Genomic DNA, 26,590 nt, shown 5'->3' with positions numbered 1-26,590 from the left:
ATGAGCGACAGCATTCAACGCACCAGCGTGGGCGATTTTCCCATCTCGCAAACCGTCACCGTGCCGGCCTCGGCCAGCCTGATATTCGTCAGCGGCACGCTGCCCGACCTCGCCGACCCGAATGTGCCTGGGGTTTACGGCGACACCGAAGTACAGACTGTTTCAGTGTTTAACAAGCTGCGCAAAATCCTCCAGCAGCAGGATCTGGACCTGGGCGATATCGTGCAGTTGCGGGTATTTCTGGTCGGCGCGGAAGAAACCGACGGCAAGCTGGATTTTGCCGGGTTACAGCGGGGGTATACGCAGTTCTTCGGCACGCCCGAGCAGCCGAACAAACCGGCGCGGACCGCGTTGCAAGTGGTGGCGTTGCCGCTGCCGGGGGCGTTGGTGGAGGTGGAGGCGATTGCTGCTCGGGCGGTGTGATGACGCCCGTCACTCTGCGGCGTGGAGCCTTTGCTCTGTCGCCCGATCGATCAACGCCCGCAGCGCTTCGAACAAAGGGTCGGCATCTGTGTGTTTTTTGCCGTAGGCCAGGTTGAAGGCGTAATCGAAATCGGGCGGGTTCAGTCCTTGGGTGTGCTGCAGCAGGGTCTCCAGCTTGTCCATGGCCTTGACGGCTTTTGCTTCCGGCGAGCGCGCGTTCTCGTAGTCATCCCATAACGTCAGGATCTCGGCTTTCAGGGGGCTGTCCAGGGACTGCGCCAACAGCAGCAGGTCGAGTCGCTCCTGTTCGCCCTTGTTGGGAAAGGCCGCCTGGCTGACCGCCGGGATATCGCCGTGGATGGCTTCGCCCAAATCATGGATAACGCACATCTTGAGGATTTTCAGCAGGTCCAGGCCGGGCAATTGATCGGCGAACACCATCGCCATCAGACACAGGCGCCAACTGTGTTCGGCCGTGCTTTCAGTGCGGCCCGAAGCCGTGTGGGCACTTCTGAGCACATCCTTGAGTTTTTCTGCTTCGCGCAGAAAATCGAGACGGCCTTTGATTTTTTCCATGTCCATGATGCTGCCCCGCAAGGTCGGTTGTGCAGGTAAGCCTAGGTGCGCGAGCGCAGATCGTCCACGCATAAAATATGCGCGGTGGGCTTTCAGAGTGTCTCGACCAGGCGTGCTGCGCTGCCATCGCTCAGGGTCATGCGTGTCCAGCGACACAGGCTTGGGCGTATGGGCACGAGATTGGAGTCGTTGCTTCCAGTGGTGAATTCAAGGGCCGGTGGTGCCTGGGTTTCACGCCAGCCGGTATGCTCCAGGCTGGCTTCGATCAGCTGGATTTGCGGCGTTGCGAAGCGCCACAACGACTGGCCCATAAGCTCGGCGAGCGGGCTGCTGAACTGGCGTGCGCGGGAGGGTGAGCACGCGAGCAGGCGGTGCGTCAGGTCGCACACCAAGTGCATCGCTTGCGAACTCTCGCTGACCAGCCGGGCCAATGCCTGATCGGCGGCTGCATCAAGTCGGGCTGCCAACAACTGCTCAAGCTGTTGGTGCGCAGCCGGATCCATCGCTTGTACGCCACTTTCCCAGCGCGAAATAGTCGATTGTGTGACGTTGAACAACTGCGCTGCATGACTTTGCTTGATGCGGTGCAGCAAACGCCATCGCCGCAGCGCAACGCCGGGCAAGGCAGGCTTGAGCAACGAGTGAGGCATCTGCGATTCCTGAGTCGACGGGTGGATGACGAGTGTGATGACAAGAGGGCAGCGGTGCAAATGAGTGGGATGAACGGCCCTCGGGTTGGCACACCAAGCCTCAGGGCTAAAGTGTTGATCGCTCCTGATACGCAGATCCAATGTGGGAGGGGGCTACTCTTTATTGCTGCAACAACAATGCCCGCTGCTTGAGCTTGCGTTTCTGCGCAAACGGCAAGGTTTCATCATCCCCGTACGGCGCGCTGTACCAGTTGCCGTAGCTCGGATTTGGCAGCAGGAACCAGCGCTGCCCCAGCCAGTTCACATAGGGTTCGACGGCCTTGCGCTGCGCAGCCAGGGTGTTGTGTTCGGCCTGCACGAAATCTCCCAGCGAGTCACCGGCCATCAATAACACGCGGGCTTGGCTGGCGACCCACTGGCGACGGCAGTTCTTGCCATAGCCAGCGCTTTCGCAATGGCCGATGGGGGTGCTGGCCGCCAGGATCTGTGCGTCGCTCTCTATCGGAAAGCCGCGCAAACGCAGGTTTTTGGCGGTGGCCGCGACCTGGCTGTGCTCGCGGTTGGTGAGGTAATACACCTTGATGCCTTTTTGCCTGGCCGCTTGCAGGAACGCCACGGAACCCGGCAGTGCCTCGGCCTTGGCCTGCTCGACCCAGGTATTCCAGCGATCGTAGGAATAGACCTGATTGTTGATGATGTCGCGAGCGTTGAGCGGCACGTTGTCCAACAGCGTCTCGTCGATATCCACAATCACCGCCGGCGGCAAACCGGTCAGCTTGCGCGCAGGTAAAGGCAGTGCGTCCCAGTTGGGGTCGGCCAGCGCTACATCGAGTTGGCGGGTGGCGTTGGCGAAGAGCTGGCGGTAGATCATCTCGTGCTCGATGGACGTCTGGGTCCAGAGCACGGCGTCGAGTTGGTCGTTGGCCGGGGGTGTTTGCTGGCAGCCTGCCAGGGCGGTGGTCAGCAGGCAGGCACTGGCAAGGAACAGGTTACGCATGGGCAAATCTCGCAGAGGATGGGTGCGTGGTCGGCACAGTAGCGCATTCCCCCGCACAATCAAGGCGTACACACCAGTGCCTGGCGCTCGTAGTTCAACGCCTTGTTCTGTGGTGCCAGCGCATAGCTCGCGCTACAACGCTGTTCCCCCCACTTGATGATCAGCGTGCCCTGATCCTCTTCCACCAGTGCCAGGGCATTACCATTGGGATCGGCAATCGCCAACTGCTTGCCATTGGCGTCTTCCAGTGAGGCACCAAACGACAGCGGTTGATGCAGTGCATCAAACAACTCAAACAACACCCGCCGCCCGGTGGTGCCGCTGTAATGCGCCACCACGATGGCGCCACGGCGCGGCACCAGTTGCTGGGTAGCGTTGGTGATTTCCACGTCGCCACCCAGATCGCGAGTGTCCAGGCTGATCCAGTTGACCCGGTAAGGTTGCGCAGTGGGCACCACCGCATAGCCGTTGTAGCCGGTTTCCACCCCGCTGTAGCTGCTGATCTTGGCTCCAGCGACGCCTGGTACTTCGGCCAGAGCGAAGGTCTCGCTGACCGTCTGCCCCAGGTTGACGCCACCCGCATGAGCCACCACGGAGCCTGCGAGGTTGAAGTTCTGTGAGTTGTAGCCCTGGCCCTGGCTGTAACCGAGGCTGACGTCTGCCACGGCGGTACGACTGTTGATGTTCACCGAGCCTGAGTCGCCGCTGGTGTCACTGTGGCCGGCCTGCACCGAATAGAAAGTGTCGCTGGTATCGGCCACGTAGCCATTGATGCCCGCTTGGGTGGTGGTATCGCCACGTTGGTGGCTGGTGGTGACAAACGCCCGTGGCGCGCGGGCCTGGCTGCCCAGCGGGAAAGACACCGACAGGTTCACCTGCGTGTCGCTGCTCGGCTCGCCCCAGGTGACGATCTGCTTGGTGCGCGTCACGCCAAGGTTGTAGCTCAGGTCGCCCCAGTTGCCGGTGTAGCCCGCGGAAAAGCTCTGGGAGCCGCCGCGATTCCAGTAGCGTTGGTCGCTGGCATTCACATAAAGGCTGCCGAATTCGCTGTTGCGTCCGATGCTCTGGTTGATGGTCAGGTCGGTGCGGGTTTTCGAGTGGCCGGTGCGTACGCGCAGGTCTTCGCTGCTGTCTTCCACATGGTCGGTGAGGGTGCGATAGCCCTCGGTGGAGTAGCGATAGGCGGCCAGGGTGAAGTTGGTATCGGTGCCGGCAAAGGTCTTGGCGTACAAGGCGCGTACGCTGCTGCCCTGGGAGGTTCGCCCCTGGGCCTTGCTGGACGAATGGGTGGTATCCAGCGAGAACGCACCGAACGAGGTGTTCCGGCCGGCGCCGATCGACAGCGCGCTGTAGTCCTCACTGGCTTGCACACCGACAATCCCGCTGAGGTTGCTGGTCAAGCCGTAAGCCAGCGTACCGCTAAAAAAACGCGGGGTTGCCAGGCCATCGGCATTGCTTTTGAACGTGCCCGCCGAGACGCTGTATTTCACCTGGCCTTCGCGCACCATGATCGGCAGGCTGGAGAACGCCTGCATCGTCACCCGCCGCGTACCGTCGGCTTCGATCACGGTAATTTGCAGGTCACCGTTGGAGCCGCTGGGGTAGATATCGTTGATCTCGAACGGGCCTGGCGCGACGTTGGCGGTGTAGAGGATGTAGTCATTCTGGCGGATTTCCACCGTCGCGTTGGTCTGCGCCACCCCACGGATTACGGGGGCATAGCCGCGTTCGCTGTCGGCGCGCATGCCATCATCCGAGGCGAGCTTGACCCCGCGGTAGCGCACGCTGTCGAACAGGTCAGTGTCGGAGAAAATCTCACCGGCGCTGAACTGGCCCTTGATCGCGGTGACGTCGTGCTGCAGGTAAGTACGGTTGCTGGTGAAGGTGTTCGAGCGATCGGTGCCGCCGCTCAGGTTCGACTCGTTGCGCAGGCGCCAGGCCCCCAGGTTGATGCCGTTGCGCAGGCCCAGGTTATTGGCAATGCGGGTTTTATAGTCGCCGGCGGTGCGGCTGCTGTTGAGCTGGTAGTTGATGAAGGCGGCGGGCACACCGTCGTCCCACAACTGTGGGTCGACATACCCGCGCAAGCCACGCTGCATCGCCACCTGCGGGATACTTGCGAGCAGGCGCAGACGGCTGCTGTCGTAGCGCACGCTGGCGTCTTCGATCATGTCGGCAAGGGCGTAGCATTCCTGCGGCTGCTGCGGGTCGAGTTTGCCCTCGGCCTGCAAACGGTGCAGGTCGATACCCAGTTGCTTGAGTAGGTCGAGGGTCAGGCAGGCTTCGACGCGGCCGTTTTTCGGGTTGCGCTTGAAGTCGATATCGCGCCGGCCCACCAGCACTTCGTTGCTGTACAAATCGACGCGGTAATTGCCCGGCAGCACGCTGTTGGCCGAGAGCAATTGCTGCAAGTCCACCGGCGACTGCGAGCCTTGCAGGAAGGTGGTGTTGAAGGTTTGCGCAGCGTCATCGGCCATGGCCAGGCTGGGCAAGCTGGCAGCGATCGCCAGCGACAGCGTCTTCAACTTCAGTACGCCACGTGCGGGCCTGTTGCTGGAAAGAAAAGACATGCGAAGACCTATGACATCCCTGATTGACGGACAGCCGGGCACGCAAACACGCACGCGAAGTGAGCCTGTGGGTTAACGAAAGTGCTTAGGGGTTGAGGCGCGATTCAGTCGCATGCGCCGGTAGCGCAGTGCCGCTGGACAGCGGCGCGCTGTAGTGATTCTGCGCGCCGTAGTCATTGATGCTGGAAAACGACAACTGCACCGGCCCGCTGGTAACTGGAGCACTGAGCGCAAACTGTTTTTGCTCGCCTGGCGCAATCATGGTGGAGTCGCTGGCCAATACCGCCTGCACTTTGATGTCGGCCATGGACACGTGGTACAGCGTTGGGTTTTTCACCTGCAACAGGGTTTGGCTGCCGTGTTTGGCCAGCGTCCATTCAAGCTGCGCAGGGGCTTGCAGCGCGCTGCCGGTAAGGCCGGCAGGGCGGTAAAAAATCTTGATGCGTTGGCGGATGGCCAACTGCAAGGTGTTCTCGGCTTCGCTGGCCTTGGGGATTTCCTGCACATTGAGCCACACCACCGACTCGCGGTCCGTGGGCATGCCGGTGCCTTCATACAGAATGCGCAGCAGTTGTTGTTCCTTGGCAAATACCCGTGCCAGTGGCGGGGTGACGGCAAACGGCGCGCGGCTGGCGCTGGCGTCGTTCATGTCGACCCAGGATTGAATCAATACATCCTGGTTACCGTTACGCACGGTAATGTTGGCTTCCTTGTGGTCACCGTCAAACACGATACGGGTGGCATTCAATGAAATGCTGGCGGCGGCCTGGGTAGCCATGAGCAAGCCCAGCAGCCCCAGACATGCGGCAATAGAACGAGGCGGCATGAGGGTTATCCGGTGTAATCAGAAGACAATGGCGAGGCCGCAAGGCCTCGCGCGTTTGGTGCCCGGGGCGCCGAATTATTCGTATTGCAGGATGAACGGCAGGGTGGCGTCACCGCGACCGGCGGTCGACGAACCAGCCGCTGCGGTAGTGACGTAGGCGGCCGCGAAGCTCAGGGTGGCGTCGCCGCCTTCAGTACCGGCACCGTGCATGGTGCTTTCAATGCGTGCGGTGCTTGGCGAGCTGAGGTCAATCAGACCGCCCTTGCTGTCGAGCAGGGCAATACCGACGTTTTGTGCAGTGGCCGAACCCGGGTTCAGGGCCAGTACTTTTTTGCCGGTGACCAGGCCCGAACCGCCGTTGTTGGCGTCAAAGATCATGGCGACCTTGGTACCCTGGTTGCAGTTGACGTTCAGGTTGAAGTCTTTGGCGGTCACACGACCTGCGGTTGGGTTTTCCGCGGTGCCCATGTCCTTGATCGAAACGTTGCCCATGTCCACCGAAATGGTGCGGTCGGAGTTGGCGCCGTCCACCGAGCATGCGTCGTTGTTGATCACGCCGGTGAAGGTGATTTTACCGCTGCCGCCCAGGGTTGGCGTAGGAGCAGGATCCACGGCAAATGCACTGCCGGAAGCGGCGATAATGGCCGAGGCGATCACAGCCAGGGAAAACTTCTTCATGATGATGTCCGTAAGTGTTAGTTGAAAAGTTTGCTGTTGTTGAACTGCGAGCAAAGAGTAGGCGACGAGGCGGCGGGAGCGAATAAGACGATTCTTATAAGCGCTGGCGTGGGCAGGTTATTTGTGCTGTTGCAGCGGTGAAAGGCTTGAAAATAAAGGGCAAAGCCATTGTCCAGGAATGGCTTGCAAGTTATGCGTTAGTTGAAGATGTTACGTTCCAGGCAATAAGCAAGTAGATCCTGGTCGCTGCTGACTTCAAGTTTGCGCATGGCCGATATCTTTTGTGCGCTGATGGTCTTTGAACTTCGGTTCTGGCGGCGCGCAATATCACTCACGCTCATGCCGGAAATAAACAGGCGCAGGATCTCGAACTCTTTGGGCGACAAACTGGTAAAGCGCTCGTCAATTGCCGTGAGGGTCTCTATCACCGAGGTCTTTGGCGGCTCCAGGCTGCGATAGTCGCTGTCCTGGGCGATCGCCTTGAGTGCCAGTTGAATCTCGGTATGCAACTGGCTTTTCTGGATGATGCCGACCACGCCCAGCTCTTGCAGACGGGTGAGGATCAGGTGGTTGGAGATCATGGTCAGGATCAGGATCTGTACCTGCGGGAAATGCCTTTTCAGGTACTCCACCAGCTTCAGGCCGTCGCCATAGGGCGAGTCGCCCGGCATGTTGTAGTCGGTGATCACGATGTCAGCGCCTTGGTGTTGCAACAGCTTGATCAGGCCGGCCGAGCACACGGCCTCGCCGACGACTTGAAAGCGCATATCACGCTCTACCAGTTCGCGAACGCCGAGCAACACGATCGGGTGATCGTCCGCGATTACCACGTTGAATTTTTTCATAAAGGGCCGTCCGTAGTGCCAGTTCAAGTGAGTGAAGAGTGCCCGGGCTGGAGAGTCTCCAGAACGGCCGACAGACGCTGCATCACAGTCTTCACCTTGAGCTCAAGCGTTGTGTCGAGGCTGCCGCGGTCAAGTGCGCTTTCCAGTTCGATGCAGGCCTGGGCCAGGCTGAGTGCCTGCACTGCGCCCAGGGCGCCAGCGATCGAGTGCAGCAATTGGCCGAGGCCGCGGGCATCACGCTGGACCAGGGCCACGCCGATGCGCTGCACATCCTGCTGCACGCTGCTGATGAACAGCGGGCGCATCTTGTCCGACAGTTGCACGCGGTCGTCGAATACCTGGGCGTCAGGCTCAACCGGCGACTTGATCTTGCACAGTTTGATCAACTGGTCGCGCAGGGTCTGCAGGCTCAAGGGCTTGACGATCCAGGCGTTCATGCCCACTGCCAGGCAACGTACGCCTTCCTCGCGCATTGCATTGGCGGTCACGCCGACAATCGGCAACAGGGGGTCATGCTCACGCAAGGTTCTGGCCAGTTCATAGCCATTCATCAACGGCATATTCACGTCGGTCAGCACCAGGTCGAAGGCCTCCGGTTGCCATAACTGCAACGCCTGTTCACCGTTGGCGGCCAGGCTCACCGAGCAACCGAGCGCCTCCAGTTGCTCCTTGATGATCGCCTGGTTGACCGGGTTGTCCTCGGCTACCAGGATGCGCAGCTCCAGGCGCCCGGCGCTTTGTGGCAGGGTCGCCGCGGGTTGCTCGTGCCTGCCGTGCTGCGCCAGTGATACGGTGGCGGCGATGGTGCGTATGTCGTGCATATCCACCACCCAGCCTTGCGCCGTGTGCAGCGGCGGGCTGTGCGCACCGGGCAGGCAGAGCACACGTTGGCCGGCCCATGGCTTGGGGGGCTCGCCGGGTAACAGATCTACCAGTACCGCGTGGTGACTGTCTTTGTCCTGGGTGGTCGCGGCCAGGGCGGCGGTGATGCCCAGGCGGTTGAGCCAGTCACTCATTGCCTGCGCCAGTTCGCGTACCGGTGCCTGCACGTACACCGGCGTCGGGCTGGGTTCGATCAGCGGCAGGTTGGTCAGTGCGCCACAACACAGTGGCAAGCGCATTTTCAGGGTAAAGCTGCTGCCCAGCCCGGGCTCGCTGACCACGCGGATTTCGCCGTCCATCATCTGCGCCAGCCACCGGCAGATCGGCAGGCCCAGCCCGGTGCCGCCTGCGCTGGCGGTGTCCGGTGCCTGGTAGAACAGATCGAAGAGCTTGGCCTGCTGCGCCTCGGCAATGCCCACGCCGGAATCGGTGACTTGCCATTCCAGGTCGACATTATTGGCGTCGCTGCCCACCACCCTGGCACGAATCACCACGCACCCAAAGTCGGTGAACTTGATGGCGTTGCTCACCAGGTTATTGAGGACCTGGCGGATGCGCATCGGGTCGCCCATCAGGCAGCTCGGCAACTGCGGGTCGATGCAACTGTAAAGCTGCAACCCTTTGCGCCGGGCGAAGGCGGCGTAGGTGTGCAAGGTGTCTTCGAGCATGTCCAACGGGCAGAAATCCACGGCTTCTATCGCCATTTGCCCGGACTCGATCTTCGAGACATCCAGCACATCGCTGATCAGTTGGAACAGCGTGGCGGACGAGCGCTGGATGGTGTGCAGGTAGGTTTTCTGGTGCGGGTCGAGGTCGGTCAGGCCGAGCAATTCGAGGGTGCCGAGCACACCATACAGCGGCGTGCGGATCTCATGGCTCATGGTTGCCAGGAACAGCGTCTTGGCCTCGCTGGCCGAATCGGCGGCATGACGTGCCTCTTCCAGGGCCTGGGCGTCTTCGATGTGTCGGGTGATATCGTTGAATGCATACAGGCGTACGTCCTGAGCCTGATAACGGGTCGACACAAAGCCGATCTGCAGGTGCCGGCCTTCGATCTCCAAGTGCGTCTCACCGCTCTCGGCGCCATCGTGCTTACCGTCCATTGCCTCCACCAGGCGTGAGGTGCCCGGCCATTGCTGGGCGCGCTGGTTTTCGATCAATACCTTGCCATCGCTGCGTCGCACCACGCATAACCCAGTGGGGGCGGTGTCGATGATCACGCGGCTGAACGCCACGCTTTCGGCGATGCGTTCGTGGGCCAGTTGTGCCGGGGTGATCACTTGGCGTCGATACCATCGGCTGCCGGCCCAACCCAGTGTAATCAGGCTGAACAGCAGCAACGCCATGGTGCTCAACGGCCACAATGCGGAGTGAAAGAAGTGCGAATAGTTCAGGCCATAGACCGCGCTCCAGGGCTGATCGCCTGCCTCGGTGACCTTGAATTCAAAGCCGTCGGCCGTGAAATGCACACCATCGCTGAGCTGCGCCTGGGTGGTTGGCCCAATCAACCGGTTGCCGTCAGGGCCAATCAGGGTAAAGCGGTCAAACGCCGAGTGATTCAGCGCGCGCTGTACATCGTCGACCTGCGACACGTCGAGCAGGGTGCCGATCACGGCCTGGCCCTGGGCGTCGAGTGGCAGGCCGATGTAGGCCAGCAAATGCTCGGGTTCGGGGCCGGCCTGCCAATACACCCGATTCTGCTCCAGCGGCTGCGGCGTCTGTGCAAGGATTTGCTGCACGGCGTTGACCCGCGCCACCGGGTTGTCGGTATCCTCGGGGCTTTCCCGGTGCCGGTAGCCCACGGACGGAATGGTGATGGTGTAGTTGGTCTGGCGATTGAGCACAAAGGTTTGCGGTGCCTCGTACGGCGACGAGGACCAGAAGGCGCTGTAGTAGCTGGTCAAGTGCGCACCCAGGGCAAAAATCGGCGGCCTGGCGGCGGTGCTGATCTGCTGTTCATCGAACTTGACGCTGAATGGCACCGAAAACGAATACTTCTGGCCTTCGTACAGTGTGCGGCGGTTGTCGACCATGCGGCTTTTAAGGCTGACCTGCACGTGGGTGGCGCGCAGCAGTTCGGCCTGGATGCCGGGGTGTGTCAGGCTCTTGAGGTAGGTTTGCTGTTCTGCGAGGTTTTCCATCAGTCGCGCAAAGTGAAAGCGCATCGCGCTGTAGCGAACTTCGACGCCTCGGTGCAGCGACCAGTAATTGGTCAGCATCAGCAGCAACGCGACTCCCATCAACACCATCAAGCCTTTGTTCAGGCGCAATGAGCTGCGGGTAAAGGCTTCGAGAATCGCGTTATTGTGCTTCATCAAGGTTTTCCGCAGGCGCAGGATAAATCGGCACTGGATGGAGCTTACTCCTTATGATCGCGGCCGCCAGCTAGTGAGATGTCGCGGGGCCATCATTGTTCAGTAGTTGCTGAAATTGGTCCGAAGACACGGCGTGAGAGATCAGGAAACCCTGCACCTGATTGCAGTCGATTTTGCGCAGCAGCGCCAATTGCTGCGGGGTTTCCACGCCCTCGGCGACCACCGTCAGACCTAACTTGCGGCCCAGCGCGATAATGCTCGCCAATGCCTGGGCGATGCCTTCGTTGTCGTGACTGCCCTGCACCAGTGCCTGGTCGATCTTCAGTTCGGTAAAGGGCGTGGACACCAGATTGAGGTAGGAGCTGTAGCCCTTGCCGAAATCATCCTGGGACAAACCGAACCCCTTGATCCGCAATCGGCAGGCGCCGGCGTAGAAGTTGCTGATGTCCTGCGGCACCGAACATTCCATCAACTCGAAGCAGATCATTCCCGGGATACCATTGTGGTGCAGCACGAACTCCAGCAAACGGTCTGCCAGGTCATGGCTGTTGAGCAAGTGGGTCGGCAGGTTGATCGACACTGGAATTTCATAGCCGCGCTGGCGCCAGTGTTCCTGGGCGTGGATCGCTTGCTTGAGCACCAGCCACAACAGCCGCTCCTCCAGTTCGAACGCCTTGATCGCCGGCAGGAACGCGGCAGGCAGCATCACGCCTTGCTCGGGGTGCATCCAGCGCACCAGGGCTTCGGCGGCGACGATACGGCCGTTGGCCAGGGATTTTTTCGGCTGGAACCAGGCCTGGAACTGGCCGCTGCTCATGGCCTGCACCAGCGTGTGACGGTCGATGTCCATGTGCTCGGGAAGTTCGGGGGCGGGCTTGCGCACCTTGTTTCTGAGCTGGTCGATCAGAGTGCGCAAGGCCTCGGCGTTCACGGGTTTGGAGATCAACCCGATCACTTCCACATCGAGGTTTTTCGCCACCAGGCTGGCTCCCATCAACATGCGCCGTGACGCCGCACTCATGATCGCCAGCGCCGGCTTGCAGCGCAGGCTGGCCAGGCACTGGATAAACTGCACGCCGTCCATGCCGGGCATCAGCAGGTCGGTCAGTACCAGGTCGAAGTCCCGCTGGCGCAGGCGCTCCAGCGCTTCTTTGCCATCCTCGGCGGTTTCGAGCAGGAAATCTCCCAACTCGCTGAGCAGGTTCTGCAGGTAGATATGCTGCAGGGGATGGTCCTCGACAATCAGAATACTAAGGGGCTTCATGGGGGATCCGTGCATAAGGCGCCAGGGAGTTGAATAGAGCCCGCAACGCAAAGGGTTTGACCAGGCAATGGTTCATGCCGGCGGCCAGGCACAGGTCGGCCTCGCCGCGCATGGCGTTGGCGGTGGCCCCGATAATCGGCAACGTGCAGCCCTGTCGACGCAGTTCACGCGCCAGTTCATAGCCGTTGATATGGGGCATGTTCACATCCGTCAACACCACGTCGAAATTGCCGGCGGTGTAGAGCTGCAGCGCTTGCTGACCGTCGGCCGCCAGCTCCACGGTGCAGCCGAGTTCTTCGAGTTGATCACGCAAAATCAGCTGGTTGATGATGTTGTCCTCGGCCACCAGCAGGTGCAGGTTGAGTTTGTTCAGGTCCCGCCGGTGCGTTTGCTCATCGGCGCGGGCCACCCATAGCCCTTGCGCCTGGCTCACGGCCTGATGAATAGCCCCCAGGTGGTTGAGGTTGACGTGCCAGGCGCCGGCGTCGGCTTCTACGCCGGGGCAGGCGTTGCTGCTCACGTGAATCACCGGCCCTGGCCACTCGGGTACCAGTAACGGATCAACGCTGCCGGGGTGCACTTGCAACAGCAGATGCGTGTCCGCCAGCGTCGGCAAGCCGGCCTGGGCCCTGGCGCCCCAACGGCGCAACCAGCCGGCGATCGCGTTTGCCAGTTCCGGGATCGGCGAGGCCACGTAAATGGTCTCGGCCAGCAACGGTGTCATCGGTGCAACAGGTGCTTCTTCCAACGGCAGGATCAGGCTGAAACTGCTGCCCAGGCCGAGTTCGCTGACCATGCGGATATTGCCGTTCATCAACTCCGTCAGGCGCTGGCAGATAGGCAGGCCCAGGCCGGTGCCGGCGACCACATTGGTATTGCCCTCACTCTGGTAAAACGGCTCGAAGATCATCGCCTGATCTTCCTGGGCGATACCTTTGCCGGTGTCCGAGACTTGCCACAACAGACTGGAGCGTTCCCCGTCGCGGCCCAACACTTTGACCCGCAGCACCACGCGCCCATAGTCGGTGAATTTCACCGCGTTATTGAGCAGGTTATTGAGAATCTGGCGGATGCGCGTTACGTCGCCGATCAGGCGTTCCGGCAGCTTGGGATCGAAGCAGGCATACAGCTGCAGGCCCTTGGCGTGGGCCGCTGCGGCGTAGCCCTGGATGATTTCATGCACAAGGTCCAGCGGTGAGAACTCGCCCATCTCCAGTGCCAGCTGCCCGGCCTCGATCTTCGATACGTCCAGCACATCGCAGATCAGTTGCAGCAAGGTCGACGATGAGCCTTCGATCGCCTGTAGGTAGTCCTTTTGTTGTGCATCCAGTTGCGTGCGCGCCAGCAGTTCCAGGGTGCCGAGCACGCCATACAGCGGTGTACGGATTTCATGGCTCATGGTCGCCAGGAACAGGGTTTTTGCCGCGTTGGCCGCGTCTGCCGATTGCCGCGCCTCTTCCAGCGCTGCCTCGACCTGCTTGCGCGCACTGATGTCACTGAAGGCGCAAAACAGCACGTCTTCGCCTTTGTAGCGGGTCGGGGCACTGCTCAGGTACAGGTGACGGCCGTCGATGGTTTCAAAGTAGTCACTGCGCTCGGAAGGGCCGTTGGCAAAGGCTTGCTCGATCCAGCCGGCGCGCAGCGCCTCGCGCTCCGGCCCGTTACCCAGCCATTGCTGGGCCAGGGTGTTTTCCAGTACCACCTGGCCGTCGGTGCGGCGCAGCACGCAGAGGGCCACGGGAGCGGTCTGGATCACATCGCGGCCGAAGGCTTCGCTTTCGATCAACGCCTGGATGCGATGGATCGACGGAATGATGAAACGCTGGTCGACGCGGCGCATCACCAGCCAGATCAGTGTCAGGCTGAACAGGCAGAACAGCAGCGAACCGAGCAGCTGTTTCCACACGCCGGTGACCACCGCACGCAGGTCGATGGAGTACATCAACTGCCACTCGGAGGACTTTAGGTGTTTGCGAATCACCAGGTGGTCGGGTAGCCAGCCGTTGCCGACAAAACCGAAAAAACTGTCTTCGCCGGGCCTCAGGTGTTGCTGGCTCAACTGTGTATCGGTGCTGTTGGTGAACACCAGCATGCCCTGGGAATTGAGCATCATGAACTCGCCGGCGCTCTGGTCGCTGAGTGTCGAGGAGACTTCACGGCTATCCATCTCCAGGCCGAGCCAGCCGGAGTCGCGATCACGCTCGTCCAAGCGGATGAAGATATACAGGTGCGAGTGCTGTTCAGTCCTGTCGCTCAGCCAAAGTTCGTTAAGCGTGGCCGGGTCGGTGTGCTGCAGGGCCTTGAGGCGGTTGAGCATGCATTTGGAAATCGGCAATACCTGCGGGGTGGCGTCGTAAAGGCGCATCACTTGCGGGGTGGGGCCGGCGTTGACATAGAGCAGGTTAAGCTGTTTGGCCTTGAGGTAGTCGCGCATGCGTGCGGTCAGCCAGATGCTCCACTGGTTGCCCGATGTGTCGCCCAATTCCAGGTGTTGTTCTTCGGCCGAGGACGGATAGACCCTGGACTGCTTGCGCACTGCCGACAGGCTCAGGCTTTCGAGCAGGGCTTGGCGGTTGGTGAAAAAGGTATGGGCTTCGGCAATGGCGCTGCTCATGTAGCCGCGGCGCTGGGAGATGTCGTTGTTGAAGGTCGACAGCAAAAAGGTATAGACCCCGCTGAGGATGCCTACCAGCAGCACAGTCGCAAAAATACGAAGCAGCCTTCTGGCTGCTTCGGGTCGGGAGAGGACGGGGTTGATCTGGAGCAGATAACTTTTCAATCGCATCGGCAGACTTTACGTCTCGGCCTTTGCCGGTGGCATAAGACGATCCTTAAAAATCACCTACTTGTAGTACATATCCACCACTACGGCAGCGTCGAACGCTCCGGGAATCGGTAGGGTGCGCCACTTGAGGTCGGCGCGGAATTCATCATGGCTCTGGCCCAGGCCCATCAGTTCCTGCAGCGTGAACCAATTATTGAAGGGCAGTTGCTGCTGGCTCTCGGCGCGAGACAGCGAGATGCCGACTGAGCTGTTGTTGTCCGGCACCAGCAGGCCATTGTTCACACTGCCGCCGCCCGGCGTGGTGGCGAAGCGTGCGCTGACGGTATAGGGCGTGTCGCAGCCCTTGCGCAGGTTCAGGCTGAAGTTCGCGCTGCTGGCGACTTCACCGATCGCGGCCTTGCGCGAAGGTGTGGGGAAGTTGACCACGCTGGGGCTGATGGTCAGTTCGGGAGTGCAAGGCACGAAGCGGATATCGTTCATGCCGGTGACCACATAATTGAAGTTGCTGTTGGGTCGTGAGTTGAGCCCGCGCACGCCGTCCAGTTGGAACACGCGGTAAGAGGTCAGCGTGCTGGCCTGGCCGCTCGGTGGCGTGGGGTCGTACTTCTCGATGAACACGCTGAAATTGAGGGTGAAGCGCGCCTTGTCCCAGCCCACGCAGTTGGACAAATTGCAGCCTCGGTCGGAGAAGAAACCGGTACCGACCTTACCGGTGCTTTGGGTAATCGGTTGGTTGTTATAGCGAATGCCCACGCGAATCCCGGTGCCGATACTCACGCTGGCCGGGTTGACGTAGAAATACACTTCCTCACGGCCGTGGAGGTAGTCGTCCTTGCAGATGACATTGGTCGAGCGCGGGCCGGATTCCCAAATGATGGTGCCGTTGGGTGCGTCGGCGGCGACGGCCAGCGCCGTGCCCAGCGCTTCCTGGGTGATGATCGAGTTGGTGCCGTCCTCGCGGCAGGCCAGTGCGTAGCTGGTGGCGGGCAAGACCGCGCAGGTCAACACCAGAAGCGGTAAACAGCGTTTGGTCAGTGACATCGGTTCAAATACCCCGTGATTTATCAGTTGAGCGCCGTGCTATGACGGGCTTGCAAACCGATATCGGTGATTTCGGTGAAGTGGAGGGTGGCGCCCTTGGGCACAGCGTCGAGCGCGGTCAGGGTTTTGCGTTCATGGGGCTTGAGCAGCAGGTAATCGCTGAGCGTCTGGCTGTCGGTTCGCAGGTTGACCAGTGACAAGTGAAAGGCGCTGGGGTTGTTGACGGTTACCGTGCGCCCGTCGCTGCTCCATACCAATTGCTGCACCGCCTCGGCCGAGCCGCCTTGGAGTGCGGGGGGCCGATAGAACAGCTTGAGCCGCTGGCGGATCGCGAATTGCACGCTGTTGGGGTCTTCGGGCTTGAGCGGGATCTCCATGATATTGAGCCAGAACAGCGATTCGCGATCGCTGGGCAAGCCTTCACCGGCATACAGGATGCGCAGCTTGTGATGTTCCCCGGCGCCCAGTTGTACCAATGGCTCGGTGGCGGCAAAGGGCACGGTGCGGTCGGCTGATTCGTCCTCGCCGGTGATCCAGGTTTGCACCACCACTTCCCGCGAGGCCTGGTTGACCACGCTGATACCGGCGGCCTTGTCCTGGCCGAAATAGATCAGGCGGGTGCCTTCAATCTTCAGCGCCGCATCGGCAGGCGGGGGCGCAAGCACCAGCAGGCCGCAGGCGAGCAGCACCATTCTGAGTAGAAACATGAACACGGCAATTCCATGGTCGGGTAAGGGAACGCAGCCCATGGTAGATAGCGAGTGGCGCGAAGGCTTTGAGGCGATTCTTAAAAGTACGGTGTGCCCCGGATTGCCGTTTCAGAATCGCCTTAAAGTCAGGGTTCACCCCTGACGGTTACTTTGCTCAGCGTTGAATGATCGACGCGGATGCCCAACTGTCAGGTTTACCCTATGTCCAATAAAGCGTTACGCCTTCTGATTGCCGATGCAGAGCTTTTGCAACGGATCAAGATCGAGAAAATGCTCAACCAGCTGGGCTATCACCGCATTGCGCCGTTGAGTTCGTTCGACGAGTTGCAGGCACTGACACGCTCGGGCGTTGTGGCGTTTGACCTGCTGATCATCAACACTGCGCTAGTGCACTCGCGGCAGGTCAACCTGCTCAAGTACTGCCATGACAACCCGTTGATCCGCCACACGCTGATCTATGACGGGCAATGTGCGCAGCGCTCTGTGGTGTCGGTCTCGGTCAGCCAGACCCTGCACCTGTCGTTGTCACAGTCACCAGACTTCACCTCCCTGCGTCGCTGCATGGAAATCGTCGATCCGGCACACAGTTCTCCGACCGCTGAGTGGCCCATGCTGCGCGCCGTGGACGGCCGGTCGCCCCAGCCTTCGATGAGCCCGCGGGCGGTCTACCAGGGCGACCCGACTGTGGTGGCATGTGCCGTGGGGTTGTTTCCCAAGCGCTGATCGTATCGCGTAGCATCAGTCACGCCAGACGGGCAGATCATCAAGGCCCAGTGCCCAATGAGCTTGCCGTGGCCGCAGGCACACGCCACCGACCCAGCGCTCATGGCTGGCGTGGTCCAGCCAGCAGGCGTCGCCGTCCAGCACCTGCTGCGCCAGTGGCGTCAACGCCAATACGCGGCGCGGCCACTCCACGCCCGTTTCGGACTCGATCAGCAGCGGCGCCGCCCCATCAATCAATGGGCGCAGCAGCGCATGGAACATCATGTCGCCCAGGAAAGGCAGCGGCTCGCGCTTGGCCATCAACTCGGCAAACACCCGGCCGAAAGGCACAGGCCCGGCCTCGGCGATATACCTCAGGGACAAACGTTCAGTCAGCGACAAACCGTCCTCGATACCCGGCAACTCCTGTAGCTGGCGCTGTAACGCCGGCGCCAGAAAAGGCAGGGCAGGGTGATTGCCACGGGCCAGTTCCGCGAGCTTGAGCGGTGAGCTGTCGCAGTAAGCCGACCAGGCCCGTTTGGCCAATTGCACTGCGTCGTCGTCGATCAAGCGCCGCTGCGGCCAGAGCCAGGCCAGCACATCGGGGGCCAATTGGCCTATGCCGATAAATCGCTCGACTCCGGGAATGCGGCCGGCCTCAATCAGCTCCAGCTTGCGCGGCGCCTGTTCAAGGCCGGCCAGGGCGCGCACCAGAAACAATTGATCGTAGGCGTCCGCCTCGCACCACAGCACACTGTGATCGGCGTTGGTCAAGGCTTGTAGTTGGTTGTATTCATCGTTGACGCGATGCGCGACTTCAGTGGGGTCAAGGGCAAAGGCCTGACTGATAAAGGTACTGCGCATCGCGCGGAACGCTTCGCTGGGCAGTTCACGCACTGGCCCCATGCACAACGGGTCGGTGAGCATCCGGAACTGGCCCTTGAACCCGGCCAGTTGCAGGCTGTGGGCAATATCGTTGCCACACCGCCAATGGGTGGTACGGGATTCATCGCTGGCCTCGAAACCAGGGTGGCGGGCGGCAAAGTCGATGGCGTCGACGTGGGCCTTGAGCTTGGGCCAACTGGCGAAGCCCAGCTGTTTGGCGACCTGCCATTGCGCCTGGGACAAGGTTGCGCTGGGGTCTTGGCTTTTCAGGCGCGACAACAGTTCCTTGGCGCGCTTGCGCTGCTGCTCAAGGTTGAGGCGGCCGTCGGTGTTTGAGGCTAAAGGGCGTTGCGACATACGATCTCCTTGCACAAACCTTTTCCGCTTCAAGGTTGGGAGTCGTAGAAATGAGGTAGAGCTGGGATGTCCTGGGCGCAGCCCTTTCCGCGGAAGGTGGCGTAGAGAGCGCCAGGCGGCAAATATAGGCAGCATTGCTATTCGGTGCAACCCGAAAATGTGGGCGCGGGCTTAAGGTTCTTTGTAGGCGCGAGCTTGCTTGCGAAAAACGCACAGGCGCCACGTTTAATCAGGAACCACGCGTTATCGATGACGTCTTTCGCGAGCAAGCTCGCTCCCACATTCAGGGCTGTGTTTACTTGTTCTTGCGCGCATCCATGGTCTTCTGGTGCTCGGCCAGGAACGGCTGTTCCGCAGGATCAAAACGATCAATCCCGGCCGTAAAGCGATGCCAATAGGGATACAACGGCTGACGCCGGGTGACCGCCTCGATGCGTGACGATTGTTCCTCGGTCAGCTTCAGTTCAGTCGCGGCAAGGTTATCGCGCAGGTGCTCTTCGGTACGCGCTCCGACGATCAGCGAGGTGATCCCCGGCCGATCCTTGAGCCAGGCCAGGCAGGTACGGGCGACCGAGACGCCATGCTCATCACCGACGGCGGCAAGGGTTTCGATAATGTCCAGGGCACGCTCCTGGTCATGCACATAGGGTTCCGGCCAGCCGCTGCCCTGGCGGGTATTGGCCGGCGGCTTGTGCCCGCGTCGGGTCGAGCCGGTCAGCAAGCCTTCGCCCATCGGGCCCCATACCAAAGTACCGACGTGCTGGTCCAAGGCCAACGGCAGCAATTCGTACTCGGCTTCACGGGATTCCGGGGTGTAGTAGATCTGCTGGGTGATGGGCTTGAGCATGCCGTGCAGTTCAGCCTTGCCCAGGGTTTTCATCATCTGCCAGGCGGTGAAGTTACTGGTGCCGAAGTAGCGGATCTTGCCCGAGCCGACTAACAGACGCAGGGCTTCGAGGGTCTCTTCGATGGGCGTCATGCCGTCCCAGTTATGCAGTTGGTACAGGTCGATATGGTCGGTGCCCAAACGCTTCAAACTGGCTTCACAGGCGCGAATCAAGTGATAGCGCGATGAGCCGGAATTGTTCGGGTTCTGGTCCACCGGGCTGCGGCCCTTGGTCGCCAGCAGAATATCGTTGCGCTTGTCGCCCAAGGCTTTGCCGACGACCTCTTCGGCCAAGCCGTGGGAGTAAAGATCGGCGGTGTCGACCATATTCACCCCGGCATCGAACGCGATATCGAACATACGCTTGGCCAAGGGCACGTCCACTGCGCCGCATTTTTCGAACTCCGCACGACCGCCAAAGGGCACGGTGCCCAGGATGATTTCCGATACCAGCAGGCCGGAATGACCCAGTTGTCGGTATTGCATGTCGCCTCCTACTTAACGTTGCACGTGAAGGTGTGAACGATGGGGAGGGCGATAGTTTGAATTTTTTAATGAAAACTCGTCTGAGGGGGGCGCCGCACCATTGCGGCCACGGGATTTGGCAGGGCGCACTGCTATTGAAGGTGGCGAGTCTCGTACGAAAAGTCTTTTTTGTACGTAATAAATTGTTAGTTATTACGTGGTTTACCTGCTGTTGTCGGGGCGTTCCTACATACATTTCCCTTAATGGATAGGTGGCCAAATGTTTTCTATTACCTATCCGTTCGGCTAGCTATTATTTATCGAAATGATTTGCTAGCGTCTGAATTCATTGACGAGTCGCTGAGGCATGGAAATGGAGCTGAAAGATATTGGTAATACGCCGCTACTCGAATTGGCAACACTTTCTGTGAATGGAAATAGGGTTTTCTCTAAGTGTGAGTACTTGAATCCATCGGGAAGTCATAAGGATCGTACCTATTTAAATATTATCAATAAATTGGAGAAGGCAGGCGTCCTTAAACCTGGTATGACGCTAATTGACTGTTCTACTGGGAACGGAGGGGCTGCACTCGCTTGGATCGGCAGGTTGAAGGGATACGGCGTAAAGATATTCATGCCTGAAGGTATGACCGAGGAGCGGAAAACACAAATACGTACCTATGGGGCGGATATAGTAGAGACTCCAAAAGAGTCTTTTTTGACGGGAGCAGTTCTCCAAGCAAAAGCGTATCTATCCGAGAACTCATCGGAAGAGTTTTATTATCTGGATCAGTCTAATAGCCTGTTGAATAAAGACAGTTGGCGGTGCTGTGGGAAAGAAATCGTGAAACAGTTGAGTGCACAAAATATCGTGCCGGATTTCTTCGTGTGCTCAATCGGTACGGGCGGCACTTTTTCTGGAATCGCTGAGGTATTGAAGCAAACGTACAGTGGGATTAAAACAATAGCGCTGGAGGTTAGCAACTCTGCGCCTCTGTTTGCGCAAAGAAATAATTTGGCGTTCAATCATCGCTCGCACAATTTGATGGGTTTGGGCGCAGGAGTTTTATCAGCGAATACAGACTTCGGTCTAGTTGATGAAATACGAGTGATTGATGATGTCGACGCTTGGGCTCGGATGAAGCACTTCATCGCGTCAGAAAAAATACCCATTGGACCAACCTGCGGAGCCAATCTACTGATGTGTGACGAGATCGTTCAAGCGCATAAATGCAAGAACATAGTCACGTTATTTTTTGATAGCTCTTGGAAGTATGCGAGTCGCTGGGATGGGTTTTATCCTGAGTACAGTGAGGTGCGCCATGTTGCTGGAAGAAATTTATAAAAAAGCTAAAGTTGTGAGATCTGGAAAATCTCTGACTACGGTCAATGAGTTTACGGATCAGATACCTGCTTTGCGGCCGGAAGTTTTAATTGAGGTCGCGCATAAAATCATCAAAGTCATGGAACGTGACGTTTCGAAAATTGTCACCGAGGAAGATAAGGGGGCCGCGTTGGCAACCACGGTCTCATTGTTGACGGGTATACCTTTAGCCATGGCCAGGTGGTATTCCTACAGTCTTGGTGGTTTCAATGAGCAAGTGGTCGATATTGACTCCGAATACTACAAGGGACAGTTGTATCTCAACGGCGTCGAAGTTGGCGATCGAGTCATCATCATTGACGATACGCTAAGTTCCGGCGGTGCGGTAATTGCGCTGGTAGACGCTGTGAAAGGGGCGGGTGGTGAAGTGGCAGATGTTGTCTGCGCTGTAGAGAAGGTTGGGAATTTTGGGGTTGAGAATGTAGTAGGTGCGACTGGGATTACCGTTAAAACTATTTTGAAAGTGTTGGTGAGCGAAGATCGAGTAACGGTTGAATGAAAATGCGCGCGCGGGTGGCTAAATGTTGATGCAACGAACCGGGTTAATTATCGGCTTGGTGTTTTGCTTGATCAGTGCGGCATTCGATGTTTATGTTGCGTTGGTCACGCAGTCGATCAGCACGTTGAACGTTATTTTTTATTGTTTTACAACGTCAGCCTGTGTCTTTGGTGTTTGGGCGGTTTATCGAAATCCCAATTCATTGTGGTCAAAGCTCAGAACCCAATGGCGATTGATCGTTATCATCAATCTTGCGGTTCTGTGCAATTGGGGCGGGTTGTTTTACGCACTCCGGTATCTGGAGCCAGCAGTAGTGGGAGTCGCCTCCGTAGCCTGCGGCCCTGCACTCACGTTGATTGTCTCCCTGCTGACCAATCGTAGCGTGAAGGTGGCCGTAGTCGATGCGGTGGTTTCATGGCTGGTGCTCATCTCGGTAGCGATGATGTTGTTCAATTCCCTTGCGGGGGACAGCGGTGTAGTCACCACCACCGCTGTGCAGCGGGTGCTCGGTATCGTTAGCGTATTGACGTGCGCGTTGGGCACGGTCATGTACACGGTTTTTTCTAAAGAGATGTTCGCTCGTCAATGGTCGGTCTACGAGATTTTGGGTGTCAGAAACATCGCGATGGTGGGTGTCTGTGCCGTTGCGATTCCTGCTACAGGAGGCAGCTTTTTACTCGATAGTGGATGGGTTCTGCCTATGGCTATCTTGGTGATAGCCGGACATTTGCTGCCGATTTACCTGATTCAGAAAACCATCTATTACCTCACGCCTATTCACGTTTCCCTGGTATTGCTGACGCTTCCTGTGTTCGTTTTTTTGTTCCAGTACCTGGATTCGAGAGTTGGGTTTTCTGTAGCCAGCCTCTCAGCCGTAACAGTCATCATCTTTTTGCTGTCGTTCAGGTCGTTGCATGCGCTGAAACGGGAGATCGTATGAAAATTGTGATAGTCGATGGGTTCTCATCGGGTAAATTTTTAGCGAAGCAATTGAACGACGATGGCTGCGTGCTGGTGCATGTGGCTTCATCAGCAACACTGGACGGCTATTATTATCAAGGTTTTGATTGCACGCTTTATGAGCAGATGATCGTCAATAGCGATTTTGGAATGACCTTGGCTGAAGTCCAACGCTTCATGCCACAGTTCATCCTCGCGGGTGCAGAAACGGGTGTGCTTCTGGCTGACGAGCTGAATGAGCAACTGCAGCTGCCTTATCGCAATGATTTCGACAAAACTAACGCACGTCGAAACAAGTACGAAATGATCCATTGCATTACCCAGGCGCAGTTGCCGGCCGCAAGGCAGTTCATTACTGATAGTTGGCGTCCTGCACAAGAGTGGATCGATGAACACGGACGTTTTCCTGTGGTCATCAAACCCCTCGAGAGCGCAGGCGCCGATGGGGTGTCTATTTGCGAGGATATGTGCGCGTGCAAAGCTGCTATGGAGCGCCTGTTAGGAACGACCAACAAGCTAAATATACCTAACACGCGGGTCCTGATTCAGGAATACCTGGCGGGACTGGAGTATGTGGTGAACATGGTATCGCTCGACGGGCAACAACTCGTCACTGAAGTCGTCCGTTATCGAAAGCAGCGAACGCCGACCGGCGGCGTACTCTATGACATTGACGAACTGATTGGGCCCGATTCGATGGTTTATCCGATTCTGGTCCAATACACACGAGCAGTGGTGCAGTGCCTGGGGATCCGAAATGGGCCTAGCCATGCGGAGATTATGTTTACTGAAGACGGTCCGAAACTGGTGGAAATTGCTGCCCGCACTGACGGCATTCTTCGGCCTGGGGTTTCAAAGGTAACTACTGGCCTTGGTCAGATCGATGCTGTGGTTTTATCCCTCATGCAGCCTGAGTTATTTGAACAACAACTGGCGAGGAAGATCAATTATCAGCGTCTGCAACATACCTACAATGTTTGCTTGATAAACCGCTCAGAGGGGCGTTTTGAAAAAGATGGGTTCTTGAGGGAGTTACTCAAGCTTGAGTCGTTTTTCGAAGCAGTGTTTTACGTTGAGGACGGCCAGCAGATCGGCGTGACGCAGGATGTTTTCAGTCAGCCGGGCACGGTGTATCTGGTACATGAAGACCCCGCCGTGCTCGAGGCAGATTACCACCAGATTCGCATACTTGAATGGCAGGGGGCTTATCTGGCGGAGAGGTAGCCGTTCGCCAGGGATCACCTCATTGTTTCATTCTGTGAAATGCTGGATTGCACAATCTGGTGATTCCATCGCAGGGTTGCCCATAAGAAGATCGCTTCCCTCGACGCGAATACTCGGTCGACAACGATCTGGAGTCTTTCATGCCTGCTATCAAACTGTATGGTTTTCCCTTGTCTGGCCACTCCCACAGAGTCGAGCTGATGTTGTCCCTGTTGGATCTGCCGACTGAATTCATCCTCGTGGACCTCAAACAAGGCGCTCACAAAGCACCTGCGTTCATCGCCAACTTCAACAGCTTCGGACAGGTGCCGGTGATCGACGACGCCGGCACTGTGCTGGCCGACTCCAATGCGATTCTGGTCTACCTTGCCAGTACCTATGGCAAAGGGCAGTGGTTGCCAAGCGACCCCATCGGGCAAGCGCGGGTCCAACGCTGGCTCTCAGCCGCCGCTGGTCAACTCCATGCTGGGCCCGCCACGGCGCGCTTGGCCACGGTGTTTGGCGCCGAGGTGGACACTGTCAGCGCGATCAACCGAGCCTATGCCCTGCTGAACGTGATGGAGCAGCAGCTGGGCGAGAGCCGCTTTCTGGCCAGCGATCAGCCAAGCATTGCCGATATCGCGTTCTACACCTACGTGGCCCATGCGCCGGAAGGCAACGTGTCGCTGGCCGACTACCCTGAGGTGCGTGCCTGGCTTGCCAGTATCGAAGCCTTGCCGGGGTTTATCGCTATGCCGCGCACGGCGGTGGGGCTGCAATCACAGTAACGATCAAGGGATGCCGATGGACCGATTTCATGAAATGCAGGTGTTCCTGGCGGTGGCCGAGGAGGAGGGGTTTGCCGCTGCTGCGCGCCGCCTGAAGACCTCGCCACCCAGCGTGACCCGCGCCATTGCCGCTATGGAGCAGCGCATCGGTACGCAACTGCTGGCGCGCACCACGCGCAGCCTGCACCTGACCGAAGCCGGCCAGCGTTACCTGGAAGATTGCCGGCGCATCCTCGCCGAATTGGAAGAGGCCGAGGAAGCGGCAGCGGGCAGTTACTCCATCCCCGGCGGTCACCTGACAGTGACCGCACCGGTGCTGTTTGGCGAGCTGTATGTGGCGCCTGTGCTGGGGGAGTACCTGGACCAGTTCCCCCTGGTGAACATCAGTGCCTTGCTGGTCGACCGTGTGGTCAATATGGCCGATGAAGGCGTCGATGTAGCGGTGCGTATCGGCCATCTGCACGAACCCGGGCAGCAGGCGATCAAGGTCGGCGAAGTGCGCCGGGTGGTGTGCGCATCGCCGGCTTATCTGGACCAACATGGGCGCCCGCAGCGGCCTGAGCAATTGCGGGAAGCCAGGATCGTCTCCTCATCGTCCAGCCAACTGGTCAGTGAATGGACGTTCGTCGACGCCGGGCGGCCACTCAAGGTACCCATTGAGCCACGCCTGATCGTCACGGCCAATAATGCCGCGATCAACCTGGCGCGGCTGGGCTGGGGCATGACGCGGGTGCTGTCCTATCAGGTGGCGGCAGCGGTGGCGGCGGGTGAGCTGGAGCTGGTGCTGGAGGCTTTCGAACCGGCGCCGCTGCCGATCCACGTGGTGTTCCAGCAAAACGGTCGCATACCGGCCAAGGTCAATACCTTTGTGGATTTCTTAAGCCATCGCCTCGGGCAGGACCCGGCCCTGAACCCGGCGACGAAGCGGCGCACCTGATGGAGCGCTTTCGCGATATGCAGCTGTTTGTCGCGCTGGCCGGGCAACCCAGCCTGGCGTCGGCGGCACGCCGTGCCCAGGTCTCCGGCCCGACCCTGGTACGTGCGGTTGCGCGCCTGGAGGCACGCCTGCGGGTGGTGTTGCTGCAGCGCAGCACACGCGGGGTCAACCTCACCGATGCAGGCCAGGCTTATCTTGCCGACTGTGTACGCCTGCTGGCAGCGGTGGATGCGGCCGAAGCCTCGGCCAACGGCGCCCATGTGCACGCCCAGGGCAACCTGCGGATATGCCTGCCGTTGTTGTTCAGTCGCTATGTCATGGCGCCATTGCTGGCCGGCTACATGGATCGCTATCCGGCGGTGCGTGTCACTGCTAACTACCACGACTATTACCCCAACCTGCACGAAGAGGGGTTTGACGTGGCGGTGTGGGTGGGTGAGCTGCCCAACTCGTCGCTGATTGCACGGCAGGTCGGCCAGGTGCGCACCCTGCTGTGCGCCAGCCCCACGTATTTGGCGGCCAAAGGCGAGCCCCGGCATCCGGCCGACCTCAAGCAACATCATCTGATTGCCAGCGCCGAAGCGCTGCGATGGGATTTCCTGCATTACACCCTCAACGCCCGCGCCCGCCTCAGTTGCGCCACGGTCCAAGGCGCGATCAATGCGGCGGTGCAGGGCGCGGGGGTGATTCGTTGCCTCAGTTATCCGGTTCATGATCACCTCATAAATGGCCAACTGCGTCGTGTCTTGCCGGCCTTTGAAATGCCGCCGCTGCCGGTGCATGTGATCTACCGCGAAGGCCGCCATGCGCCGATGCGCGTGCGCAGTTTTGTCGACTACTGCGTCACCGCGTTGCGCGAACATCCGGCATTTCAGTTGGCGTAATAGTGGATTGCCCAGGGTGGGCATTCTCTGCAGGGTTGGGTAGGCGCAGCATTCGGTTATCCAACCAGAGGTGATCGC

At 59.2% G+C, this 26,590-nt stretch carries 23 protein-coding genes; 9 read left to right on the top strand and 14 right to left on the bottom strand.

The features are described from left to right. Complete coding sequence (locus PSEBG33_RS09680) at window positions 1-423, top strand: RidA family protein (protein WP_005789607.1); 423 nt, start codon at window positions 1-3, stop codon at window positions 421-423. A gap of 9 nt (window positions 424-432) precedes the next feature. Here PSEBG33_RS09680 and PSEBG33_RS09685 read toward each other — a convergent pair whose 3' ends face one another. From PSEBG33_RS09685 to PSEBG33_RS09740, 12 genes are all read right to left on the bottom strand, one after another. Beyond that, window positions 433-1,005 (bottom strand): HD domain-containing protein, encoded by a 573-nt coding sequence (locus tag PSEBG33_RS09685; RefSeq protein WP_005789605.1) that lies wholly within the window; start codon window positions 1,003-1,005, stop codon window positions 433-435. 86 nt (window positions 1,006-1,091) lie between these two features. Continuing rightward, the gene (locus tag PSEBG33_RS09690; RefSeq protein ID WP_005789603.1) at window positions 1,092-1,649 is read right to left on the bottom strand and encodes a helix-turn-helix domain-containing protein; all 558 of its coding nucleotides are present in this window, start codon (window positions 1,647-1,649) and stop codon (window positions 1,092-1,094) included. Window positions 1,650-1,809: 160 nt separating this feature from the next. After that, window positions 1,810-2,646 (bottom strand): 5'-nucleotidase, lipoprotein e(P4) family, encoded by an 837-nt coding sequence (locus PSEBG33_RS09695; protein WP_005789601.1) that lies wholly within the window; start codon window positions 2,644-2,646, stop codon window positions 1,810-1,812. 59 nt (window positions 2,647-2,705) lie between these two features. Further along, complete coding sequence (locus tag PSEBG33_RS09700; RefSeq protein WP_005789599.1) at window positions 2,706-5,216, bottom strand: fimbria/pilus outer membrane usher protein; 2,511 nt, start codon at window positions 5,214-5,216, stop codon at window positions 2,706-2,708. Between the two features lie 85 nt (window positions 5,217-5,301). Further along, on the bottom strand, window positions 5,302-6,042 hold the full coding sequence (locus tag PSEBG33_RS09705; protein WP_005789597.1) for a molecular chaperone: 741 nt from the start codon (window positions 6,040-6,042) through the stop codon (window positions 5,302-5,304). 75 nt (window positions 6,043-6,117) lie between these two features. Further along, entirely contained in the window at window positions 6,118-6,720 is a 603-nt protein-coding gene (locus tag PSEBG33_RS09710) for a fimbrial protein (RefSeq protein ID WP_003192447.1), read from the bottom strand. 197 nt (window positions 6,721-6,917) lie between these two features. Continuing rightward, window positions 6,918-7,565 (bottom strand): response regulator, encoded by a 648-nt coding sequence (locus PSEBG33_RS09715; protein WP_005789595.1) that lies wholly within the window; start codon window positions 7,563-7,565, stop codon window positions 6,918-6,920. Between the two features lie 23 nt (window positions 7,566-7,588). Next, complete coding sequence (locus PSEBG33_RS09720) at window positions 7,589-10,762, bottom strand: hybrid sensor histidine kinase/response regulator (RefSeq protein ID WP_005789593.1); 3,174 nt, start codon at window positions 10,760-10,762, stop codon at window positions 7,589-7,591. Between the two features lie 70 nt (window positions 10,763-10,832). Continuing rightward, window positions 10,833-12,026, bottom strand: a complete 1,194-nt coding sequence (locus PSEBG33_RS09725) for an EAL domain-containing protein (RefSeq protein ID WP_005789591.1) — start codon at window positions 12,024-12,026, stop codon at window positions 10,833-10,835. Next, on the bottom strand, window positions 12,013-14,811 hold the full coding sequence (locus PSEBG33_RS09730; RefSeq protein ID WP_005789590.1) for an ATP-binding protein: 2,799 nt from the start codon (window positions 14,809-14,811) through the stop codon (window positions 12,013-12,015). The genes PSEBG33_RS09725 and PSEBG33_RS09730 overlap by 14 nt, the downstream gene beginning before the upstream one ends. 57 nt (window positions 14,812-14,868) lie before the next feature. Continuing rightward, the gene (locus PSEBG33_RS09735; RefSeq protein ID WP_005789588.1) at window positions 14,869-15,852 is read right to left on the bottom strand and encodes a fimbrial protein; all 984 of its coding nucleotides are present in this window, start codon (window positions 15,850-15,852) and stop codon (window positions 14,869-14,871) included. A 23-nt stretch (window positions 15,853-15,875) separates the two neighbouring features. After that, on the bottom strand, window positions 15,876-16,565 hold the full coding sequence (locus PSEBG33_RS09740) for a molecular chaperone (RefSeq protein ID WP_005789586.1): 690 nt from the start codon (window positions 16,563-16,565) through the stop codon (window positions 15,876-15,878). Between the two features lie 198 nt (window positions 16,566-16,763). Between PSEBG33_RS09740 and PSEBG33_RS09745 the strand changes: the two genes are divergently transcribed. Continuing rightward, complete coding sequence (locus tag PSEBG33_RS09745) at window positions 16,764-17,285, top strand: hypothetical protein (RefSeq protein ID WP_005789584.1); 522 nt, start codon at window positions 16,764-16,766, stop codon at window positions 17,283-17,285. Window positions 17,286-17,300: 15 nt separating this feature from the next. Here PSEBG33_RS09745 and PSEBG33_RS09750 read toward each other — a convergent pair whose 3' ends face one another. Together PSEBG33_RS09750 and PSEBG33_RS09755 are read right to left on the bottom strand one after the other, a co-directional pair. Then, the gene (locus PSEBG33_RS09750; RefSeq protein WP_005789582.1) at window positions 17,301-18,506 is read right to left on the bottom strand and encodes a DUF1835 domain-containing protein; all 1,206 of its coding nucleotides are present in this window, start codon (window positions 18,504-18,506) and stop codon (window positions 17,301-17,303) included. Between the two features lie 295 nt (window positions 18,507-18,801). After that, window positions 18,802-19,878, bottom strand: a complete 1,077-nt coding sequence (locus tag PSEBG33_RS09755) for an aldo/keto reductase (protein WP_005789580.1) — start codon at window positions 19,876-19,878, stop codon at window positions 18,802-18,804. A gap of 346 nt (window positions 19,879-20,224) precedes the next feature. Here PSEBG33_RS09755 and PSEBG33_RS27540 point away from each other — a divergent pair, with 346 nt between their 5' ends. The 7 genes from PSEBG33_RS27540 (at window position 20,225) to PSEBG33_RS09780 (ending at window position 26,512) form a co-directional block, all read left to right on the top strand. Next, entirely contained in the window at window positions 20,225-21,202 is a 978-nt protein-coding gene (locus tag PSEBG33_RS27540; protein WP_232289388.1) for a cysteine synthase family protein, read from the top strand. Continuing rightward, window positions 21,180-21,740: a phosphoribosyltransferase family protein gene (locus tag PSEBG33_RS09760; RefSeq protein ID WP_005789578.1), complete on the top strand. Its 561-nt coding sequence runs from the start codon at window positions 21,180-21,182 to the stop codon at window positions 21,738-21,740. The genes PSEBG33_RS27540 and PSEBG33_RS09760 overlap by 23 nt, the downstream gene beginning before the upstream one ends. Before the next feature lie 22 nt (window positions 21,741-21,762). Further along, window positions 21,763-22,680 carry a DMT family transporter gene (locus tag PSEBG33_RS27535; RefSeq protein WP_050989046.1) on the top strand — a complete coding sequence of 306 codons (918 nt, stop codon included), beginning with the start codon at window positions 21,763-21,765 and terminating at the stop codon, window positions 22,678-22,680. Next, a complete protein-coding gene (locus PSEBG33_RS09765; RefSeq protein WP_005789576.1) occupies window positions 22,677-23,924 on the top strand; it encodes an ATP-grasp domain-containing protein in 1,248 nt (415 codons plus the stop codon). The genes PSEBG33_RS27535 and PSEBG33_RS09765 overlap by 4 nt, the downstream gene beginning before the upstream one ends. A gap of 140 nt (window positions 23,925-24,064) precedes the next feature. Continuing rightward, window positions 24,065-24,691, top strand: a complete 627-nt coding sequence (locus tag PSEBG33_RS09770) for a glutathione S-transferase family protein (RefSeq protein WP_005789574.1) — start codon at window positions 24,065-24,067, stop codon at window positions 24,689-24,691. A 16-nt stretch (window positions 24,692-24,707) separates the two neighbouring features. Continuing rightward, window positions 24,708-25,628: a LysR family transcriptional regulator gene (locus PSEBG33_RS09775; RefSeq protein WP_005789573.1), complete on the top strand. Its 921-nt coding sequence runs from the start codon at window positions 24,708-24,710 to the stop codon at window positions 25,626-25,628. Next, entirely contained in the window at window positions 25,628-26,512 is an 885-nt protein-coding gene (locus PSEBG33_RS09780) for a LysR family transcriptional regulator (protein ID WP_005789571.1), read from the top strand. Before PSEBG33_RS09775 ends, PSEBG33_RS09780 begins: the two co-directional genes overlap by 1 nt. The last annotated feature ends 78 nt before the right edge of the window (window positions 26,513-26,590 follow it).

The organism is Pseudomonas synxantha BG33R (genome assembly GCF_000263715.2).
Lineage (GTDB): Bacteria > Pseudomonadota > Gammaproteobacteria > Pseudomonadales > Pseudomonadaceae > Aquipseudomonas > Aquipseudomonas synxantha_A.
The sequence above is the reverse complement of the archived record's forward strand: the minus strand, read 5'-3'. Positions and strand labels throughout refer to the sequence as shown.